18 protein-coding genes are annotated in these 20612 nt (G+C 47.6%); 11 read left to right on the forward strand and 7 right to left on the reverse strand.

The genetic code is table 11. The features are described from left to right. The first annotated feature begins 157 nt into the window (after positions 1-157). Positions 158-1126 carry a hypothetical protein gene (locus tag CVV44_12270; GenBank protein PKL37937.1) on the forward strand — a complete coding sequence of 323 codons (969 nt, stop codon included), beginning with the start codon at positions 158-160 and terminating at the stop codon, positions 1124-1126. A gap of 1 nt (position 1127) precedes the next feature. Continuing rightward, positions 1128-1955, forward strand: a complete 828-nt coding sequence (locus tag CVV44_12275; GenBank protein ID PKL37938.1) for an ABC transporter — start codon at positions 1128-1130, stop codon at positions 1953-1955. A gap of 3 nt (positions 1956-1958) precedes the next feature. Here CVV44_12275 and CVV44_12280 read toward each other — a convergent pair whose 3' ends face one another. The 5 genes from CVV44_12280 to CVV44_12300 all read right to left on the reverse strand — a co-directional run bounded on the left by CVV44_12280 (position 1959) and on the right by CVV44_12300 (position 6715). After that, complete coding sequence (locus CVV44_12280) at positions 1959-2912, reverse strand: hypothetical protein (protein ID PKL37939.1); 954 nt, start codon at positions 2910-2912, stop codon at positions 1959-1961. A 24-nt stretch (positions 2913-2936) separates the two neighbouring features. Then, positions 2937-4232, reverse strand: a complete 1296-nt coding sequence (locus tag CVV44_12285) for a hypothetical protein (GenBank protein PKL37940.1) — start codon at positions 4230-4232, stop codon at positions 2937-2939. A 33-nt stretch (positions 4233-4265) separates the two neighbouring features. Beyond that, positions 4266-5021: a hypothetical protein gene (locus CVV44_12290; protein PKL37941.1), complete on the reverse strand. Its 756-nt coding sequence runs from the start codon at positions 5019-5021 to the stop codon at positions 4266-4268. Then, the gene (locus CVV44_12295) at positions 5018-5539 is read right to left on the reverse strand and encodes a hypothetical protein (GenBank protein ID PKL37942.1); all 522 of its coding nucleotides are present in this window, start codon (positions 5537-5539) and stop codon (positions 5018-5020) included. Before CVV44_12295 ends, CVV44_12290 begins: the two co-directional genes overlap by 4 nt. Positions 5540-6046: 507 nt before the next feature. Further along, positions 6047-6715, reverse strand: coding sequence for a hypothetical protein (locus tag CVV44_12300; GenBank protein PKL37943.1), 669 nt, complete (start codon positions 6713-6715; stop codon positions 6047-6049). A 183-nt stretch (positions 6716-6898) separates the two neighbouring features. Between CVV44_12300 and CVV44_12305 the strand changes: the two genes are divergently transcribed. The 5 genes from CVV44_12305 to CVV44_12325 all read left to right on the forward strand — a co-directional run bounded on the left by CVV44_12305 (position 6899) and on the right by CVV44_12325 (position 11287). Then, entirely contained in the window at positions 6899-7279 is a 381-nt protein-coding gene (locus CVV44_12305) for a hypothetical protein (protein ID PKL37944.1), read from the forward strand. Between the two features lie 38 nt (positions 7280-7317). Further along, entirely contained in the window at positions 7318-8949 is a 1632-nt protein-coding gene (locus tag CVV44_12310) for a hypothetical protein (protein PKL37945.1), read from the forward strand. Between the two features lie 26 nt (positions 8950-8975). Continuing rightward, on the forward strand, positions 8976-9770 hold the full coding sequence (locus CVV44_12315; GenBank protein ID PKL37946.1) for an ABC transporter permease: 795 nt from the start codon (positions 8976-8978) through the stop codon (positions 9768-9770). After that, entirely contained in the window at positions 9767-10513 is a 747-nt protein-coding gene (locus CVV44_12320) for an ABC transporter ATP-binding protein (GenBank protein PKL37947.1), read from the forward strand. The genes CVV44_12315 and CVV44_12320 overlap by 4 nt, the downstream gene beginning before the upstream one ends. A 111-nt stretch (positions 10514-10624) precedes the next feature. Then, positions 10625-11287, forward strand: a complete 663-nt coding sequence (locus CVV44_12325) for a hypothetical protein (GenBank protein ID PKL37948.1) — start codon at positions 10625-10627, stop codon at positions 11285-11287. A gap of 22 nt (positions 11288-11309) precedes the next feature. Here CVV44_12325 and CVV44_12330 read toward each other — a convergent pair whose 3' ends face one another. Next, positions 11310-11900, reverse strand: coding sequence for a hypothetical protein (locus tag CVV44_12330; protein ID PKL37949.1), 591 nt, complete (start codon positions 11898-11900; stop codon positions 11310-11312). 380 nt (positions 11901-12280) lie between these two features. On the opposite strand from CVV44_12330, the gene carB reads away from it, so the two are divergent. Together carB and CVV44_12340 are read left to right on the forward strand one after the other, a co-directional pair. Continuing rightward, positions 12281-15604: a carbamoyl phosphate synthase large subunit gene (gene carB, locus CVV44_12335; protein PKL37950.1), complete on the forward strand. Its 3324-nt coding sequence runs from the start codon at positions 12281-12283 to the stop codon at positions 15602-15604. A gap of 3 nt (positions 15605-15607) precedes the next feature. Then, positions 15608-16147 carry a bifunctional pyr operon transcriptional regulator/uracil phosphoribosyltransferase PyrR gene (locus tag CVV44_12340; GenBank protein ID PKL37951.1) on the forward strand — a complete coding sequence of 180 codons (540 nt, stop codon included), beginning with the start codon at positions 15608-15610 and terminating at the stop codon, positions 16145-16147. Positions 16148-16255: 108 nt separating this feature from the next. On the opposite strand, the gene CVV44_12345 is transcribed toward CVV44_12340, so the two are convergent. Beyond that, positions 16256-17431 (reverse strand): hypothetical protein, encoded by a 1176-nt coding sequence (locus CVV44_12345; GenBank protein ID PKL37952.1) that lies wholly within the window; start codon positions 17429-17431, stop codon positions 16256-16258. Between the two features lie 268 nt (positions 17432-17699). Here CVV44_12345 and CVV44_12350 point away from each other — a divergent pair, with 268 nt between their 5' ends. Then, entirely contained in the window at positions 17700-19742 is a 2043-nt protein-coding gene (locus tag CVV44_12350; protein PKL37953.1) for a hypothetical protein, read from the forward strand. A gap of 332 nt (positions 19743-20074) precedes the next feature. Then, positions 20075-20593, forward strand: coding sequence for a chemotaxis protein CheW (locus CVV44_12355; protein PKL38218.1), 519 nt, complete (start codon positions 20075-20077; stop codon positions 20591-20593). Positions 20594-20612 lie beyond the last annotated feature (19 nt).

Below are 20612 nucleotides of genomic sequence, written 5' to 3' on the forward strand. Positions count from 1 at the left end.
GCATGGTACTGTTGCTAGTATAAGTTATATGCTCTGACCCCATAAGGTTGCAGAACAGAAAAAATCCAGAACAGGCCAGTTTTCTATTTGTATTAATAGCCCTTTCTTCTTAAATAGTGATGAAACGCATTATTAAAGGATACATGTTATTTCCCCCATGAATAAATTGTGGCGCTACATATTGTTTCTTTTTATTTTAATCATATTAGTCTTTTTTGCGCTCATGGCGGGAACGGAATTTTATTCTCCACGCGACATCATCCATGCTCTGACCCCCGGTTCTGATTCCACGGCGCACACAATTATCACCGGCATCAGGATACCGCGCATACTCCTGGCTCTCGTGACGGGCGCCGCCCTGGCTGTGAGCGGTGTACTGTTTCAATCCATACTGAAAAATCCTCTTGCTGACCCTTTCATCATGGGAGTATCAGGGGGCGCTTCACTGGGAGCTTCCCTGGCCATTGTTTTTTCCCTTCCGAACATTTTCATTGTAATTTTTTCCTTTGCAGGGAGCATTTTTGTAGTCCTTTTCGTCCATTTTATGTCGTCACGCCACAGCTTTGGTACTTCGTCGCTCATACTTACGGGTATCTCCGTCAGTTTTATCATGTCTTCGGGTGTGCTTCTCATTTTTGCCATGTCCCGGTCCCAGGATGTGCATCGGGCCATGATGTGGCTTATGGGAGATCTGTCCCAGGCCCGGTATGATATGCTTGCCGGGGCCGGAATATCCTGCGGTATCCTTATACTGCTTGCCCTGCGGTATCATAAGCACCTTGATATACTCTCCTTCGGGGAGCAGTTTTCCCGGAACCTGGGGGTTACGGGGTCAGAGCTTCGGCATATATTTTGGATAGCGGCGCTTTTATCGGCCCTTTCCGTATCCCTGGCAGGCGTCGTTGGATTCGTGGGGCTCATAATCCCCCACCTGGCACGCTCAATCTTCGGACCGGAGCACCGGAAGCTTATCCCTCTTTCGGCCTTTTGCGGTGCCGGATTTCTTATCCTGGCCGATACCACGGGGCGTTCCATCGCTCCCCCCTACGAGATACCCGTGGGGATCATCACGGGTTTTGCCGGGGGAATATTTTTCCTCATCTATATGACACGGCGCAGGGTATAGAATGTCTGGAAAAGGGAATGAGGGTCAGAGCATGGATATATTCACTTTAAAAGACGTTTCAGCAGGATATGACCGGAAGGAAATTATCCACGGTGTGGATCTCATCGTGTCCCAGGGGGATTTTCTCGCCGTGATCGGCCCTAACGGCGCCGGAAAGTCCACACTACTTAAAACCATGACGGGCGGGATAGTGCCGTCAAAGGGGTCAGTTATTTTCAGGGACAGAGCCTTAAGACACTGGCACGGATCAGCCCTGGCCCGGGAAATGTCCGTGGTGCACCAAACCATGGAACAGCTACAGGCCTATACGGTGCGTGAGTTCATCCGCCTGGGACGCTTTCCCCATCAGAAGGCCTGGGAAATCGAAAGCATGGACGATACCCGGCTTATCAATGAAGCCATGGCAATCTGCGGCGTGGAACATCTTTCGGGCCGTTCAATAAACGAACTTTCCGGCGGCGAGGTGCAGCTCGTGTGCATAGCCCGGGCTCTGACCCAGAACCGCGACGTCATCCTCCTCGATGAGCCCGTATCACACCTGGATGTGAAGCACACCCTGAAGATCATGGATATCCTCCACGACCTGAACCGGCAGGGTGCCACGGTCATCACCGTGCTCCATGATCTCAACCTGGCCTCGGACTACTGCCGACGTATCATCGGTATAAAAGAGGGAAGGATATTCTTCGACGGCGCACCACAGGAGGTCATCACCTATGACCGCATCGAGGCCCTGTTCGATATCGTGTGCGTGGTGCGGGAAAATCCCATTTCCGGCAGGCCCTTTGCCTATGGGGTGCCGGGATATGTGGGGCGCGAAAGAAAATAATCGTCACAGAAATATCCTGAAACCTATTTCCAGGCTGTTTATATTGCCCCAGATTTTTTTCCCTTCATAATAATCATAGAATATAAATATTTCATCCGAGGCGCTGCCCGATATCTTTCCCTTTTCGATGTTCTGCATCTGTCTGTTGTAAGTATATGCCGCATATAAACCGAAGGTATTGTTAAACAGATATGTTATACCGAGAGAAAAGTTGAAAGAGTACCGGTTGATGTTATATGTGATGATTTCGTTATCGTAGTAGTCGTCGGTATAGGTCACCTGGGCTCTTCCATAGGTAAAGGTAAATTCCCCAAAAGGCATGAGATGAGGGGAAACCTGATAAAAATAGGCTATGGATGGGCCGCCGTCCACGACAATATTTTTTGAGCTGGTAATGGTGGTTATTGAATAAGGGATAGATATACATTCATCCTGATGAAAAAAGGCGAAACCGAAGGTGCCGCCTACGGCAAGTCCTTTTAGGATCACATATTGCAGTTCAAAGGAAAGGCCGGGATTGATATAAAAATCATTTTTACTTCCCTTAAAGAGTTCACCGCTGTACATGTTGAAGGAAGCAACATTGCCCAGACCCAGGATGAAGGTGCCCGGTTCAAGGGGATTTTCAGTTGCGGTCGGGGACAATGAATTAACCGGAGCGGAAGGTTTTGCTGCCTCCTGTTCATACTGCTCCAGGTTAATTACGGTACCGTCGCTGTACTCGATATACCGGACTTCTCCGCGGCCGATTACCTCAAAGGGCTTATCACCAACAGGATCAAATTCGATGGTCGCCTCTTTGACGCTGAGGATTTTTCCTTCCAGGGTGATATTACTTTTCAGGTAGAGACGGTCGGCGTAAAGGGCCGAAGTGATAGAGATTATCATCATTGCCGCTATCATTAATATAATGCTTTTTTTCATTTGATCCTCGTTTGTTATATGACCAAATTCCACTATCTGTATCCTTGTTTGAACTTCTCACATAAACCGATACACGATCCCCACTTGGATGGAAAAAATGGGTGTAGAGTTAAAAGAATCCGCTTTTTTTAGGTTAGGAGCACCGGGAGCGGGGTAATTTGCTGGCATATATCCATTTGTGTTATTATAATACCTAGTTTCATATGAGATTTTTTTTATAATGGATTGTTTAACTGGATAGTTGCAGATAAACGACAGGTTGAGTCCGACGGGGCCTATCAGCATATAATTTATCCCGGTTTCTAACGCAAGCATGAAAAGGTGTATGTTATTTGAAATATTCAGGTTTCCATCGGAAAAGTCTGAGTAGTGTGTTGAGGTGTTATTGGCATAAATGTATGACTGATTCGAATAATTATATCTGTAAAAATAGTATCCTCCGCCTATAGCTGCATAGGGAGTCAATTTTAGCACAGGATAATTGAACTGCAATAGACCATCAATGCCTATTCCCTTGAATCTGCCAGATTTTACAGTAGTTGATAACGAATGATATTCATCACTCGTGATGTCTAATGTTTCATGTTGTGATTTTCTAATTTGACTAGACCATACGGTGGCATTAGCATTTGTCTTCAATGCCAGGAAGGTGTTAATGTCATAAGTAGTAGATGCTATTACGGACATCATGTCATGAAGAACATCGATTTTATCGATAACAATGGGATCTCCTGGCGTCTCAGGCAGTTTCAGAACGGGAAGTGGAATTTCCCATAATCCGTACCGGTAGGCAATGCCGAAATACATGGGATGCCGGTCATCGTCCTGTGGTTCCGGAACATATCCCGTATCCTTCATTGCCGCCCGGCTGATGCGACCCGCAAGATTATTCACGGCCCGGTCCAGTTCCTTGTCGGACGGCACCTGTTCGAATTCGGCGGCAATAATCCGTCCCTCACTGATATCCACGAGCTTTACCGAGATGTTGTATTCCGTGAGGCGCGATATGCTGCCCACCACAACGAGGTCCGCTGAGAGAACCTTGCCGTAGTCCACGGCGCACTGGGTCTCGGAGCACTGGTTTAGGGTGGCCTTCTGTTCTTTCATGATGAGGTTGATTTGGCTGCGTTCAAGGACGGCAAAGTTTCCCTGTTTGTGCAGGTTCACCTCCAGGATGTCCCGGACTATATCGGCATACACGGCGGGGATGTTCTTTGCCTCCAGGGCCAGCACGGCTATTTTTGGCTTCTCCGTGGTTTTTGCCGGAGCTTTATCCTTTGCCAGGACGGGGAGGCCCAGGATGAGTATCAGTGCCAGGGATATCAGCGATTTTAAAGTTGTGTTTCGCAACATGGTTTAACCTCGAAATTCATTTTCTATGGGACATTATTCCTGTTTCTCTATCATCGGCCGCATCTTCCTGGCCAGTTCTGTGGCATAGTCTTCCGTACATGCCTCGTGAGGCTCTGACCCCGGGCAGGTGTACATATCGGTAAAGAGTATTTTACCGCTGTGCCCATCGAAGAGGCGCACGGTGATGATGAGCCTTTCGCCCAGACCTGAAACGGACCCGGTGAGAAAATAACGGCATCGCGGCGCCCCGTCGGTTTTAAGCACAGTGATCTGTTCATCGCCCAGCAGGTCCTTCAGTTCCCGGTAAAGTGCCAGGGTCAGAGCATTGCCCATATCCTTGCCAGTAAGATTTACCTTCAGGGGCTGTATCGCCATAATGTATTGGTCCGCAGTGCCTGTTTTTGTTCCATTATCGGTGTCATTTTCCGTGGTATCGATGGGCTTAACCGCAATGAGTCCCTGCGATTCCGCGGGCGCTGACAGGCTCTGACCCTGGAAATACTGAACCGTCATGGTCGCCACGGTGGAAAGGCTCGCCGCCAGGGTCAGAGCCCCTGCTGTCGTCAGTATTTTAGCCCCTCCCAGGGATATTTTCAGGCCCTTTGACGTGAACCACAGGTAAAGGGCTGTGATCAGGCTGAAGGGAAGGGTCTGCTGGTTCAGCCTTTTCAGGGTCAGAGCAAGGCTTTTTCTTTTTGAAGCGGCAACCCGTTTCTGCACCTCTTCGGGTATCGCCTGGGTGAAACGGTATTTATCCATGAGGCTGCTCAGAGCAGTTGCTTCTTTCATAGCAGTTCCTCCAGGCTTCCGATGCCGCGCTTTGCCAGGTTTGCCTGTATCCGTTTTGCAATCTGGGTATACCGGTACTCGATCTTTCGTTTCGTCAGCCCCAGGAGTCCTGCCGTATGGGCGTAGCTGTAATTATGTATGGCCACCATTTCAAACACGGCACGGTCCTTCTCCTCAACGACTTCCTCCGTAACCACCGATTCCAGGATCAGGCGCGTATCGCGAAAACCGTTCACGAAGGTGAGGCTGATATCGGCGAAGACCGTATCAATATCCACGGTGTTGTCATTCCGGTCCCGGTAGAACTTCAGCACGCAGTTTTTCAGCGTGCCGTAGAGCCACTGCCGGACCGAGTCCACTTTCTCCAGGTTGTTATACAGAGCGATAAATACCTCCTGGCAGATATCCTCCGTATCATCAATATTTCCTATTTTTACATATACGGCATTGAACACCATCTGGTAATAATTGTTAAAATGCTCCGTATAGATATCGCGACGCTTTCTGTCAATTTGCACGGTGAAGCATCCTTCTAATGATAACGTTCCATTTTGCGGCGAATCGTCACAAAATTTTTTTTACAATTTTTAGGGAATACTATTATAGGGCAATCATTATTTATTGCCGGGGTCAGAGCCCTGATAGAAGAATACTGGTTGTGACAAAAATTGAAGGAAATGCAACCACAGGGACACAGAGGCACAGGGGAGGGGAGAGGGTTTATATTCAGTTGTCGGGAAAATCAGGTTTTTCCATTCTATTAATAATGGATGACTGATTTTTAAAGGTGCCCGTACGTTAAAAAACCTTTATAACAATTCATGCTGATAACTCGATCTATGTCACTGGAATGGATTTTGCCTTGAATTGCCCCCTCTCTCTCTCTCTCTAGTCTTTTCCCTGTGCTTTCCCCGTGTCCCTGAGTCCCTGTGGTGCTCTTTATTGTTTGTGTTTAACGCTGTCCTGCTGAATAAAAAAAGGGCGCCCTTTCGGAAGCCCTTTTATAATTTCGATGTGGATATTTTCTACCAGTCGTCGCTCTGACGGTCCGTGTATTTTTCACGTACCATGGCGGAGATGTCATCGAGATAAAAATACTGCCACAGGGGAAGGCGGGCCATATTACCGGGCCGGTACTGTATCTGGAGTATTTTTAGAAACCTTTTCTGGTTCAGGTACTCATCTTCCTGTTTTATTTTTCTGTCCAGCTTGACGATGAGCTTTCTCCAACCCAGAAAATCCGTGGTACCCAGGATGATGCGGTGGTTCTGCTGTTCCGCGTCCTGGAGAATCATGGAGAGTTCGCCCGAGAAACGTTTTCCGTAGACCCATACGGCAATAGAACGGCAGTACTTGTCGATTATCAGGTCTTTTGCCGGGATTATCTTGAATACATCGCCCTTTTTGGCATACATTTTTACGCCGAGATACTTTTTGGATTTTCCCGTAGGAGCGGCGTACTGATCACGCATGTTGATTGATCCCTCCTGGTTCTTGGTGACGCTGAACTGGAGGTTTTTTTCCGTGGTATATACTGTCTGTTCGAAGTCCTCCAGGATTGTTTCGAAATATACTTTATCACCTATTGAGTCGGCAATGTCATCGGTTTTTGTCTCCGCCGGTTTATCCTGGCTGTAGCCCGGCATCATAATGCACAGGGAAAGAATAAGTAAATAGGCAAGATGTTTATACATGAAATTCCTCCACGTTGGTTACTGTTGTGCAGTAAAATAATGATAACTGTCTTAAGAAATCATTTGACACTGATATTCTAATAATAATATTATTTGATGTCAATAAATTCTTCTGAAATCATTAAAAATTGAATATTTAAACGGCATAAACAGGCCTTTCAGGCATCAGAAAGAGGTTTATTCATGGAATTGCGCACTCTTGCAAGAACAGAAATACCGGCCAGAGCCGGGAAAGAAGGGGATACATTTTATGTGGAGCTTGATATTCCCGAAACCGTGCGGGCCGCGGTTATCGATATCAGCCTGAAAGGAATCGGTATCGAGATCAGAGACCTCGACAGAACCAAAGCGGATTATCTGAGAAATGTGAGCGAACTGTTTCTGAAGATACATGCCGGGAATACCTTTTTTATCGCCGGTGTACGAAATGTATGGAATAATGTAACCGCCCAGGGAAAGGGATTTACCTATAAAGGGGGTATGATCATAAGCATCATTTCTCCCCAGGACAATATCCAACTCGCCTCGATCATAAATATGATGCGGAATGAAGGATCGTGTTGAAAGAAACTGGTTTTTCCCGTATTTATACTGAAAAATGAATGAAAAAAATAAGCCGCATACATGTTATCCTCCTTCTCACGGCTGTAATGCTGTTGATAGCTGCGGGGCCATCCTTCGCCGGTGAATTTGACTGGCAGTGGTTTTTGTATGAGCAGGAGAGGGCGGGTCTGCAGAGTACCTTTGTTGTGCGCCCCTTCTATCTTCGTCATGAAACAGAGGGAAAAAGATTCGATGCTTCTCTCATGCCCCTGGTTTTCTGGCGATACAAAACCGATGTCAAGGATGACTGGCGCGGTCTCCTGGGTTTTTTTAATTCACTGGAGTTTCGCCATGAATACGGCATTATCGATTATGATCTTGGCATCTTTCCTTTTATCTATTACGGCAGCAGCCCTGAAGAGAAGGACCGCTATTTCATGCTCTGGCCCTTCGGTGGAGTTCTCAAGGGTAAGCTGGGCCAGGAGCGTATTGTCACGGCCCTGTTCCCCGGCGTGCTTCTCTTTGTCTTTTTTCCGCCGGCAAGCTTTTTTTCCCTGACCACCACACTCTATGCCGTGGTCTCGCTCCTGCCTCTCTATGTTTCGTATTCCCGCGCCGACTATTCGGCCTGGGGACTGGCGTGGCCGCTTTTTACGACGGGGAAAAGCGTCAACCGCGACGATCTGCGGATACTTCCTTTTTATGCCCATCACCGGAAAAAGGACACTTATAAAAAGTATTCCATCCTTGTTCTGTTCAACTATGAAGAACAGTATTACTCGCATGACACCCGTTATACATTTTTCTTCTTTCCTGTTTATGGCCACAAGTGGAGCGATTCGGGCCGTATTTCATCCCATACCGTGCTGTGGCCTTTTTTTTCCTGGGGGTACGATAAAAAAACTCAAAGCACCCAGTATAACCTTCCCTGGCCCCTGGTACAGATCGAAGATACGGCTACCCCTCATATCCGGAAGAGAATCTTTTTCCCCTTCTACGGCCGGTATAACTATGAAAAAAAGGAGACCTTCTTTGTGACGCCCTTGTATTTCCGCCTGAGCAAAGAGGGAGCCGTTTTTAATTCCAATTATTATTACCACTTTATCGTGGTCTGGTATTTTAAGAAGGACTATCACGGAAGCGACCCGGTCCATGGAAAATACTGGCGCTATTTCAAGATATGGCCCCTTGCCAGTGTTGAATACAGTGAAAAGGGCTACCGGGCGGTGAACTTCCTGTCGCTCCTTCCCATGCGGGACCCTGAAGGATATGAAAAACTTTATGAGCCACTGTGGACCCTTTTCGAGTACCGCCGCTTTCCCGATGGAGAGAAGCGAATGGGTTTACTGTTCAGGACCTATTATCAGCGCTGGGGTGGAGATTATTTTCAGTGCAAGATCCCTGTGCTTTTTTCATACAAGCAGGCAGGCGGCAGCACGGTTCATGCGGGTTTCATACTTTCCATGTTCGGCTTTGAACAGAAGAAGAGCGGGAAATATGTCAGGATATTCTGGGTGCCCGTGCGGGTTGGCGAAGCAGATCCGGGCATTGCCGTAAATCACGGTATGGAAGACGATCTCCGCTCCGGGGATAAAGAGGCAGACCACGGGAAGATTGCCTCCGTGACAATCCCGGATTTTCCCGGGGAACGGACGGGCCGTGATTTTTATGTTGCAAAAACCCGGTTTTGATACACAATGGCCGGCAGAAGATCACTATGAAAAAATGGATTGAAGAACAACTGGCTATTGCGGGGCGCTATTTTATTTCCACTCTGGAATTTTCCGGTTTTACCGTCATTCTTCTTCTTAAGACTTTGTATTACACCAAAAATTTCATCCAGAAGCGGCATGAAATCGCCCGGCAGATGTTCAATGCCGGTGTGCGGACCTTCCCTGTGCTTTCCATCGTGGCGCTCTTCACGGGCATGGTCCTTTCCCTGCAGCTCGGCATTGAAATGAAGTACTACGGACAGGAAAAATATCTGGGACAGGCCGTTATCGCTACCCTGACCAGGGAAATGGGGCCCTTCACGGCGGCCATCATTCTCATTGCTTCCGTTGGTGCAGCCATGGCTGCCGAGGTAGGGACCATGAAGGTGTCGGAGGAGATCGATGCCCTGGAGATAATGTCCATCAGCCCGGTTAAATTTCTTGTCATGCCCAGGGTCATAGCCCTTGCGCTGGTCATGCCTATTGCCACGGTCTATATCAATTTCATGGGCGTCCTGGGAGCGGCCGTCGTGGCCAATTCCCATGTTAATGTTTCTTTTGATGTCTTTTACTTTTATACCATCCAGGGCATGCACTTCAAGGCAGTGTATGTGGGGCTCCTGAAATCCTTTGTTTTCGGGATGTGCATCTCGTCCATCAGCTGCGCCCACGGGCTCAAGGCCGATAATGGCGCCATCGGGGTGGGGCACGCTACGCGCGATTCCGTCGTGGCATCGTTTATTACGGTACTTATTGTGGGATATTATATTACTGAAATATTTTTCCGGCATGGATTATGATTGAACTTATCGATGTAACCAAAACATTCAACGGCAGGACTGTCCTGAAGAACCTCTCCGTTTCGATAAAAACCGGCGAGACTTTTGTGATAATCGGTATGTCCGGTACGGGGAAGACCGTGACTCTGAAAAATATTTCGGGCCTCATAGACCCCGATTCCGGGCAGGTCGTCATCGACGGTATGAAAATGAACAATTCCTCGGGCGGCACAAGGAAAAAGCTCCGGGAAAAAATGGGCGTCGTATTCCAGTCCGGGGCGCTGCTCAACTGGCTTACCGTGGGAGAAAATGTGGCCCTTCCCCTGGTGGAGCGCCGTGTCCTGACCGGGGAGGAAATTTCCCGGCAGGTCGAGGAAAAGCTGAAGCTACTCCATCTCTACGAGGCTATTGACAGGATGCCTGCGGAAATCAGCGGCGGGATGAAGAAGCGGGTGTGTCTTGCCAGGGTCCTGGTCCGCAATCCCGAAATAATACTTTACGACGAGCCTACTTCCGGGCTGGACCCCGTCATGTCCACGGTAATAAACGATCTTATTCGGCGAATGCAGCGTGAGTTCGGCGTTACGTCCGTGGTGGTGACCCATGACATGGAAAGCGCCTATTTCCTGGCGGACCGGATTGCCTTTCTTCATAACGGCGAAATCATCCAGTGCGATACACCGGAGGGCATACGGAATTCGGTCAATCCTACCGTTCAGCAGTTTATCAGGGGAGAGATCAAGGGGCCCATTGATGTGGAATGACGGGTTTAAAAAAAATTTCCGGATCAGGGCAGTGATAGTATATTAATAGCAAAGCAGTTAAGATGGTAAAATAAGTAGCAGGACTAAAACGCGATTTTTGGAGGTGCTGAAATGGAAAATAGATTAAAAATTGAAATAATGGTGGGCATTCTTTTTTTTGTGGCACTGGGTATTCTGGGCTATTACACGGTAATCATGAGTCACGAGGTGTTAAAACCGGAGAATTCATATACACTCACGGTTCAGTTCAATGATGCGGGCGGTCTTGTTGAAAATAGCAGGGCCTTTGTAAACGGCGTAAACTCCGGCAAAGTCGTTTCCATAGAGCTGCATGACGAATATGTCGAAGTGGTCCTGCTGATGTTCAACCGGTTCACCCTGTATGAAAATTATGATATACGCATTAAGTCCGAGGCTGCCCTGGGCGGGAAGCAGATAAACATCAATCCGGGAAAGAAGACTGATGCGAAGGGTCGTGCCTTTGCCGTGGTTTCTACCGGGGGCCTGCTCGTGGGCTCTCTTGATGATCCCATAGCCACTATCACGAGTCTGGTCGAAGAGAACAGGGAAAATATTTACGTCTCGATCCGCAATATCAGGGACTTTACCGGCAAAATGAATTCGGGGCAGGGCACTGTGGCCAGACTGCTTAACGACGGTAAGCTGGCCAATCAGGCCAATGATCTCCTGGAACAGGTGCGGGAAACCGTGGAGGACGCACGGGAGCAGGCCCCGGTCACCAGTTTTATACGCGCGGCCCTGACGGTTTTTTGACGCCGAAAAACCGGTTGCGTCGTCAGCTGATTCTCTTCATCCTGAAAAGCTGCAGTATGTATTCGATGAGCAGGGGGGTTTCCATGCGGATAGGATCTATGGATTCAAAGAGCCCCGCGCAGAGAAGGATGATCTGGGTTGTTCTCCCGATGAGCTGAATATCTTCTTGTGAAACATCTTTGTCGTCGCGGTTGTTGATGATGATGTCTTCGTATATATTCAGGTGGTTCCGGATGAATTTCTGGATGATGGCCATTATTTTTTCATCCTCGAAACCATAGAGAATGATGTTGATGAATATCCTGATATTCTTTTTATCAAGAAGGAACCGTTCAATGCCAAACAGGGTCGATATGAAGGCCTTGTCATTGTGGTCCAGGCCTTTCATGACGCCAATATTGTCTTTTTCGATCTGGTTGAAGAAATCCTCGATCAGCTCCGTGTAGAGTTCCTCTTTGGTGGGGAAATAATGCCGTAATCCTCCCTTGGAGAAACCGGCCTCCTGGGCCACATCCTCAATGGATATCTGGGAATAGACATTTTTTTCCAGGAGCCTCTTCAGGGCCTCCAGTATTTGTTTTTTCTTTTCCTGCAGCTTCAGTTCTTTATCCATGGGCCTGTCTCTGTTGCGGTTATCTTGAAAATTAATTGACTATTTTTCTTATTAAAGACACAAAGTCAAGCAGATATATGGATTATTCTATTTTTATTTACATATCCTAATAGTAAAAAATATATATGACGTAACCCCCTGCGAAAATGCTTTACTTTACAGAGGACCATGATTAATTTACTTAAAAGACATTTTTGTGTTTTTATTTTTATTGACAAATAGGTGTTGTAAAAACCTTATTTTTCTGACCTTAACTTAACAGCTGTTCATTACAAACGCACTATGTTCCCGGTTTCAGCAGCGGAACCTTGTCAGAACTGAATCGATATAAAATACAGAATTGACCTGTCTTGAAATATACGTCATAGAACGAGGAAGCAATGCCCAGAAGAGATGATATCAGTAAAATATTGATCATAGGATCGGGACCAATCATTATCGGTCAGGCCTGTGAGTTTGATTATTCAGGGTCCCAGGCCTGTAAGTCTTTAAAGGAAGAAGGCTACACTGTCGTTCTCATTAACTCCAATCCCGCCACGATCATGACTGATCCCGACCTGGCGGACAAAACCTATATTGAACCCATAACGGCCGATGTTATAGAAAAAATAATCAGTATTGAAAGACCCGATGCGGTGCTCCCCACGGTGGGAGGCCAGACTGCACTCAACGTGGCCATGGAATTGGGAGAGATGGGTGTTTTCGAAAAATACAACGTAGAGCTTATAGGCGCCAATATAGATTCCATTAAAAAGGCCGAGGACCGGGAGCTTTTTAAAAGGGCCATGATCGATATCGGCCTTCAGGTACCCGAGTCGGGCCTGGCCTCATCCATTGATGAGGCGCTGAAGGTTATGGAGCGGATCAAGCTTCCCATCATTGTCCGGCCCGCCTTTACCCTGGGAGGGACCGGCGGTAATATCATTTATAATAAAGAAGATTTTATCGATTTCGTACGGAAAGGCCTGGACGAGTCACCAATCCACCAGATACTTCTCGAAGAATCGGTGATCGGCTGGAAGGAATTCGAGCTCGAGGTCATGCGCGATAAAAATGATAATGTGGTCATCATCTGCTCCATCGAGAACCTGGATCCCATGGGCGTGCACACCGGCGACTCCATCACCGTGGCCCCGCAGCAGACCCTGACTGATAAGGAATATCAGCAGCTGAGAAACATGTCCATCGCCATCATCCGGGAGATTGGCGTAGATACGGGCGGGTCTAATATCCAGTTCGCCGTCAATCCCGATGACGGCCGTGTCATGATAATAGAGATGAATCCCCGCGTCAGCCGTTCAAGCGCCCTGGCGTCGAAGGCAACGGGATTCCCCATAGCCAAAATCGCCGCCAAGCTTGCCGTGGGTCTCACACTGGATGAGATCCCCAATGACATAACAAGGGAAACACCGGCATCCTTCGAGCCCACTATCGACTACGTTGTGGTGAAGGCGCCGCGGTGGGCCTTTGAGAAATTTGAGGGCGCCGATCCCAACCTGGGCACGCAGATGAAGTCCGTGGGCGAGGCCATGTCCATCGGCAGAACATTCAAAGAGGCCTTTCAGAAAGCACTGCGTTCGCTGGAGATCGACCGTTACGGTTTCGGCGCCGACGGCAACCTGAAGATAGACGAGCTTTTCGAAGAGCTATCGGAGCGGCACCGCAACGCCATCATCGAATCAGAGTTGCTCACTCCCCGGGAAGACAGAATTTTCTACATACGGGCCGCCTTCCGGTTCGGATGGAGTGTGGATCGTGTCCACAAGCTTACCAGGATAGATCCCTGGTTTCTCAACCAGATTCATGAGATATACCAGGCCGAGGAGAATTTCAAAATAGAATTCGCCGACAGGGGGTTCACTCCTGAAAACGTGAGAACGATGAAGGAGCTGGGTTTCTCGGACCGCCAGTTGGGATATATTTCCAGCAAGGATGAGTTGGATTCCCTTTACTATAAAGGCCCGGCCTTCCAGCGTAAATATGCCATTAAGCTTAAAGAGAAGGAAAACCTGGCGCGTAAATTCAGGAAGGAGCATGACATTGTGCCGGGCTTCAGACTCGTAGATACCTGCGGCGGTGAGTTCGAGGCATATACGCCCTATTACTATTCAGCTTATGACGGAGAAAACGAAACGGTTAGTTCCGACAGGAAAAAAATCATGATCCTGGGAGGCGGTCCCAACAGGATAGGGCAGGGAATCGAGTTTGATTACTGCTGCTGCCACGCCTCCTTTTCACTCCGGGAAGAGGGAATCGAATCCATCATGGTGAATTCCAATCCCGAAACGGTTTCCACGGACTATGATACCTCGGACCGTCTCTATTTCGAGCCGTTGACCCTGGAGGATATTCTCCATATATATGAAAGGGAAGATCCCGACGGGGTCATCGTTCAGTTTGGCGGCCAGACGCCCCTCCGGCTTGCCAAGATGCTCGAGGAAAACAATGTTAAAATTATCGGTACCTCGCCCGATTCCATAGACCGTGCCGAGGACAGGGAGCGTTTTGCCGAAGTTGTGCGGAAGCTGGGACTTCTCCAGCCCGACAATGGTATCGCCTACACGCAGGAGGATGCGGTGAACATTGCCGGCGACATCGGGTATCCCGTGCTGGTCCGTCCTTCCTATGTTCTGGGCGGGCGAGCCATGGCTATCATCTATGACGAGAAGAGTCTCCTGCACTACATCAAGACCGCCGTTGATCTTTCGCCGGAGCACCCCATCCTGGTTGATGATTTCCTCGAGGATGCCGTGGAGATAGACGTGGATGCCATCAGCGACGGCACCGATGTGTATATCGGAGCCATCATGGAGCATGTCGAGGAGGCCGGAGTCCATTCCGGTGATTCGGCCTGCATCATCCCCCCTATGTCGATTTCGGCTCCCATGCTGGAAAGAATTGCCGTCACAACCGAAGCCCTGGCCAGGGAACTGGTGGTCATAGGGCTTCTGAATATACAATATGCCATTAAAGAGGATGATCTCTATGTCATTGAGGTCAATCCCCGGGCCTCCCGGACCGTGCCCTTCGTTTCCAAGACCACGGGGGTACCCCTGGCCAAGGTTGCTGTGAAGGTCATGCTGGGTAAAAAACTGAAGGATCTGGGCCTGACGGTAATGAAAAAATTTCCCTATGTCAGCGTGAAGGAGGCTGTTCTGCCTTTCAATAAATTCCCCGGCGTTGACACCCTCCTGTCTCCGGAGATGAAGTCCACGGGAGAGGTCATGGGCATATCCATGGATTTCGGTGAGTCCTTCTACAAGGCCGAGCTTGCCGCCGGGGACCGGCTTCCCGTCGATGGCTGTGTCTTTCTCAGTATCAACAGGAAATCGAAAGAAGAGCTTCTCAGTGAGGTGCGGCGTCTTCATGAAAGCGGCTTCCGTCTCATCGGTACGGAAGGGACGGCACAGTTTTACATGGATCACGATATACCCTGTGAAAGGGTATTCAAGGTCAGTGAGGGCCGCCCCAATATTGTGGACATGATTAAAAATGAGGAAGTCGACCTTATCATAAATACGCCGTCGGGGAAAATTTCCAAGGATGACGCCTATTACATCCGGCAGGCGGCCGTGCGGTATCACATACCCATCATGACGACCATCCCTGCGGCCAAAGCGGCTATCAACGGGATACTAACGGTTAAAAGCAGAAAAGATCTTTCAGTTAAAGCAATCCAGGAGTATCATAAAGAGGTATCCTAAATCATGAACAGCAAGAAGATTTTAAAGAACGATGAGATCAGTGCAATAATTGATTCACTTTCGAAAAAGATTTATGAGGATATTAAAAATATCGAAAGGTTCGCCATTGTGGGAATCCAGGCCAGCGGCGTGGAACTGGCGAACCGCATACGTCATAATATTGAATCGTACAGCGGCCGGGACATCAGGCATGGTACGCTCGACATCACATTTTATCGAGATGATCTTTCGACGCGCGGTATCCTGCCCGTAATAAAGGAAACCAGGATTGAATTCAATATTGCTCAGATGGTGATTCTCCTTGTGGACGATGTAATCTTCACCGGCAGGACCACCAAGGCGGCCCTTGAAACACTCATGAGTTTTGGCCGTCCCAGCATGATAAAGCTTTTCTGTCTCGTGGACAGGGGAAACAGGGAGATTCCCATTCAACCCGATTATTGCGGATATACCCTGTCCACGGATCCGAAGGACAGGGTCAATGTGATTATTTCTACGGAAAACCGTGAAGAAGATTCTGTCGTGCTTGAACAGGACAAGTAAGGGCGACGGCAGCAATGTCATAATAAATGGTGTGGCGTGATGCAGGTAGGGACGTGATGCATGTAGGGACGGGTTTCAAACCCGTCCCTACATGCATCACGATGTATTTTATATTAACGCTATCAGTTCCTTTAATGTCGATTCCAGTTTTTTCCCATTCTCGATATTTTTCTCCGAGCCTTCGATGGGAAACCGTGTGGCTTCGGTCATGGAGGCAACCTCACGCTTGATGCTGTTGAAATAATCGATTTCCTTTTTCGTTGATTTTACCGATTTATCCTCGATTTCGTTGTTCAGATGGCTGGTATCGGTCATGTCGTAGTTCAACGCCGCAATATTCCGTATATCCGTGCATGCAATGGTGATATAGGTGATCAGGTCTTCCACCTCGATGGATTTGCTGTCCAGTTCTTCCAGGGTGCCGATGATTTCCTCAACGGAAAGGAATTTCATGAATTTCAGTGAGATGAGGACCGTGAGTACCGTAATAGTCTGCAGGTTCTGCTCGAAGACATGATGCTTCTTTACCACCAGGTCCTGGATGGCAATGGATTCCTGGTGAAGCTGTTCCGTGAAGTTGTTTACCGTTTCCGCGAATTCGAACTGTGATTTTGAACTGTTGTTTACTTCAACGGCGATGTTCCAGCCCCGGTTGGCATTTTGCATCATGGATTCCAGTTCCTTCTTGTTTTTATCGGCCACGAGCTGTGCTACATGTCTGAATTTATCCACGAAAGTCATTCCCCGTTCCAGGTTCGATGATGACCCCTGGATGGCCTTCTCTGCATCGTCCAGGGCCATATCGGTGAGCTTTTTAAGCTTATTCAGCTGTTCTTTCTGTTTTTTCTTTTTTAGGATAAGCACATTATCAAGGAGCACCAGTTCGTTGTCGCTGGCAATTATATCTGCAATATGTTCCAGTGCCTGGGATAGGGGGCCCTCAAGATCCTTGATTCTTTTCAAATGGCCATCGGCTATTTCAGGTGTGATTACTTTTTTATGCTTCAGCGTCTCAAGCAGCTGCTTCTGGTGTGTCAGATTGGATTTGAGAACGATGCATGTATTGTTGACGATCGTGTCCTGATTCCGCAGGTCGTTGTTGGATTGTGCCACTGAATCGATATCCTTGGACAGCTCATTGCCGAGTTCCATAGAGAGATTTATATATTTGATCGCCTCTTCGGAATGGTTTTTACGCATTTTCGATGATTCATTGACTTTCCTTGCGATTGCTCCGAAGTCTTCAGCTGTTTTACGGAGAATCTCTATACTTTTCTGTTCCATGATCACGCTCCTCAATAGTATTCCTGAATTTTATTACAGTGTGAGACCTTTGTCAAATTTTTTTTATTAAATCACCGTAGATCAATAGTTTTGAAAAGCAAAGCTTATGGAAGGAAAAATCATAGGTAATATCGTCACAGTAGCAATGGGCTGGAATTAATGGAAAATAATTTCTTATCAGGCATTTTATATTAAATTTATCTGTATTTATTTTTATCCTCCCGATTATTTCCCGGAATCAGGGGAAAGTTCTTGAAATGCTTTGCGTTTGGTATATACTTTTATGCATATCTCTTTGCCATGGAGAAAAAATATGAACTTTTTTGACGGCATGAAAATTCAGACAAGGATGATGATATCCACGGCCCTTGTTCTGGCCATAATCACGGTTCTTGCCGCTGGAATCACCTATGGTTTTTCTCAAAAATCAGCCTCTGACCGCTCCGGATTAATGGCCAGGGAGATAGCTTACCAGTATGCCGGCGCGGTTAAAAGGGAAGCCGAGAATGCCCTGTCCGAGGCAAGGGCAATGGCGGGTTTTTTTGAAACGGCGGTAAACGCCCCCAATGTTTATATGAACCGTTATGCGGCAAATACGATTCTCCAGAATTTTATAGAGAAAAATACTCGTTATAGTGGAGTTTTTCTGGCCTTTGAGCCCAATGCCTTTGACGGGTATGATATTAATTTCGCCGGGTACCGGGGTAACCTCTGGGGGCATGATGATACAGGGCGGTTCACACCCTGCTGGATCCGGGATACATCGGGAAAGGGTGTCCTGAAGGTTCTAGCCGCATATGACCGAGAAGGCGAAGGTGATTTTTACCAGGTGCCCGGGAAAACCATGCGGGAAGGTGTATTCGGACCTCTTACGTTTCCCGTGTCCGGGGGAACGGGGCAGGTAATATCTATAACCGTTCCAATGAAAAACCATTCAGGAAACTTTATCGGTGTGGCCGGTATTAACCTGTCTCTGGAAACGCTTCATAATTCCCTTATATCATCATTTAAAATGGAATCGGGTTTTGCTGTTTGTTTTTCAGGCAACGGGGTTGTTATCACCGGCAGCGATGCCGGTTTTATCGGGAAGAACGTGACTGATGTTACTGAAAGCAGTATTATTGCAAAGCATGTATTGGCGAGGGACATGGAGTTTTATGAACGAAATTTCGTAAATTTAAAGGGAGAGTATTATTTTACCTATGGTGTTCCCGTATCCATTGGGAATAATCAGGCTGTATGGATGTCTTCGGTGAGTCTGCCCGCGGGAAAAAGGACCGCCGGGTCCATGGATATAATATGGATCGTACTTTTATGCGGCGCGGCAGCGATTGTTATGGGAACTGTCATCATGTATTTTATTTCCCGATCCATAGCAAGTCCTATAACGGCAATCGCACTGAGAACCAGGGCTCTGTCGGAAGGGAATCTGAACACGCTTTTTGATATTGAGGGCAACGAGGAAACCCATCTTCTTTCGCAGTCTATTCGTGACATGGCGATCAAACTGGCGGGGATAATAAAGGAGATCATTGAAAGTGTCAATGTGCTGGCCGGCGCTTCGGAGCAGATTAATGAAACGGCTATGAATCTGAGCAGGGGATCCACGGACCAGGCTGCAAATGTTGAGGAGATCACCTCATCCCTGGCGGAGATTGCCGGGACAATTACCCAGAATGCCGTTAATTCAAAAAGTACCGATGAACTGGCCCGGCATACTGCTGATATGGCCGTTGAAGGGGGAGAGGCCGTGGCGAACACCGTGGGTGCCATGAAGGAAATCACCGATCATATCAGTATTATTGAGGATATAGCCTATAAGACGAATCTCCTGGCGCTCAACGCGGCCATTGAGGCGGCCAGAGCCGGGGAGCATGGGAAAACATTCGCCGTTGTGGCGGCCGAAGTTAAAAAACTTGCCGAGAGAACCCAGCGGGCATCAAAACAGATCCGTGATGTAGCGTCGGGCAGCCTGTCCATTGCCGACAGGGCCGGTGTTCTTCTCAATGAAATAGTGCCCAGTATCGGGAAGACGGCAAACCTCGTACAGGATATAAGCACCGCTACAGAAGAGCAGAAAAACAGCGTAACCCAGATAAACAACGGGATGAATCAGCTCAATGACATCACGCAGCAGAGTGCTGCATCAGCCGAGGAAATGGCCTCCACTGCTCATATTCTTCGTGAACATGCAGTGAAGCTCCAGAAAATAATGGGATTCTTTAATTTTACCGGGATGAACGAGCCGGAGCCTTCTACTGTAGGTTTTGATGATAAAAGCAGTGTTAAGAAAATTGAGAGAAAAATCTAGTATAATTACGTGATAGGTTCCGGGAATACCCTTAATTATATGGATAAAATGGAATATTTTGTAAATATAATCGACTGTCGTGTACCGGGAGAAATAATGCACGGTGATGAATCACCTGCAGGAATGGATGAGGCGTATTGTGCGAGTATAACGGCCTGTTCAGCACATAGAAGATATTCCAATATTTTGTAAAAAAATATTTCTTGAATTCAAAAAAATGAGGTGATATAATCAAAACATGCTATTCTGAAATGAAGAAGCTTATTGCTTGATGGTTGCGGCCAGATCGTATGATGATACAAAAAATGAATGAGGGTGTTGCCATGGAAGAAATGAATACCATAAACAGATTATCACTGGAAGGCTCCGCGGACATTTCTCTTAATGCGCGGCAGTATCTCACCTTTCATATCGGTAATGAGATTTATGGCGTGGAAGTTAATAACGTAAGGGAAGTAATTGAGTACGAACACGTATATAAAATTCCCACGGTCCCGTCCTTTATCCGCGGCGTTATTAATCTCCGGGGAGAAGTGGTGCCTGTCGTTGACCTGTCATCGCGGTTTTATAAAAGAGCAAGCGACATTACAAAACTCTCTTGCATTGTCATTGTGGAGGTCGAAGACCGGGACGATACTATCATGCTGGGTTTTGTAATCGACAGCATTAATGCCGTAATAGACATCCCCGAGGAAAAAATTGAAACTACGCCGGGATTCGGTGCCAGGATACGCACGGAATTTATCAGCGGCATAGGCAAGATAGACAGTAACTTTATCATATTGCTGAATATGCACAAGGTGCTTGATATAAGTGAGTTATCTAACTTTGGTTACAATCTTATGGAATAAAGCGCACTGTTCGTTTAAT

This window comes from Spirochaetae bacterium HGW-Spirochaetae-1 (assembly GCA_002839375.1).
Taxonomy (GTDB): domain Bacteria; phylum Spirochaetota; class UBA4802; order UBA4802; family UBA5550; genus PGXY01.